The sequence below is a fragment of the Methylophilus sp. 'Pure River' genome, from assembly GCF_046765995.1.
In the GTDB taxonomy this organism is placed as follows: domain Bacteria; phylum Pseudomonadota; class Gammaproteobacteria; order Burkholderiales; family Methylophilaceae; genus Methylophilus.
In genome coordinates this window covers 1-778 of sequence record NZ_JBKOUE010000020.1, presented here as the reverse complement: position 1 = coordinate 778, position 778 = coordinate 1, and the positions used below count along the sequence as shown (strand labels likewise).

1 protein-coding gene is annotated in these 778 nt (G+C 49.6%); it reads right to left on the bottom strand.

From position 1 onward, the window contains the following. Window position 1: 1 nt before the first annotated feature. A partial coding sequence (locus tag ACIDE9_RS14160; protein WP_411995305.1) for an elongation factor Tu occupies window positions 2-778 on the bottom strand: 777 nt, incomplete at its 5' end.

The window sequence follows — 778 nt, the reverse complement described above, 5'->3', positions numbered from 1 at the left end:
ATTACTCGATGATTTTGGCAACGACGCCAGCACCAACGGTACGACCACCTTCACGGATAGCGAAGCGCAAGCCTTCTTCCATCGCGATCGGAGCGATCAGTGCAACTGAGATAGATACGTTGTCACCTGGCATTACCATTTCGGTACCTGCTGGCAATTCAACTGCACCAGTTACGTCAGTTGTACGGAAGTAAAACTGTGGACGGTAGCCGTTGAAGAATGGTGTATGACGACCACCTTCATCTTTACCCAACACGTAGATCTCTGCTGTGAACTTGGTGTGTGGCTTGATAGAACCTGATTTGGACAATACTTGACCACGCTCAACTTCTTCACGCTTAGTACCACGCAGCAATACGCCTACGTTGTCGCCTGCTTGACCTTGGTCCAGCAGTTTACGGAACATTTCAACACCAGTACAGGTGGTTTTCAATGTTGGCTTGATACCTACGATTTCGATTTCGTCGCCGACTTTAACGATACCACGCTCGATACGGCCTGTTACTACAGTACCACGACCAGAGATAGAGAATACGTCTTCCACTGGCATCAGGAATGCGCCGTCGATTGCGCGCTCTGGCGTTGGGATGTAGCTGTCTAATGCGTCAGCCAATGCGAAAATCGCTGGTTCGCCGATTTCTGATTGGTCACCTTCCAGTGCCAATTTTGCTGAACCTTTAACGATTGGGGTGTCATCACCTGGGAAGTCATACTTGCTCAGCAAGTCACGCACTTCCATCTCAACCAGTTCCAACAACTCAGCGTCGTCAACCATGTC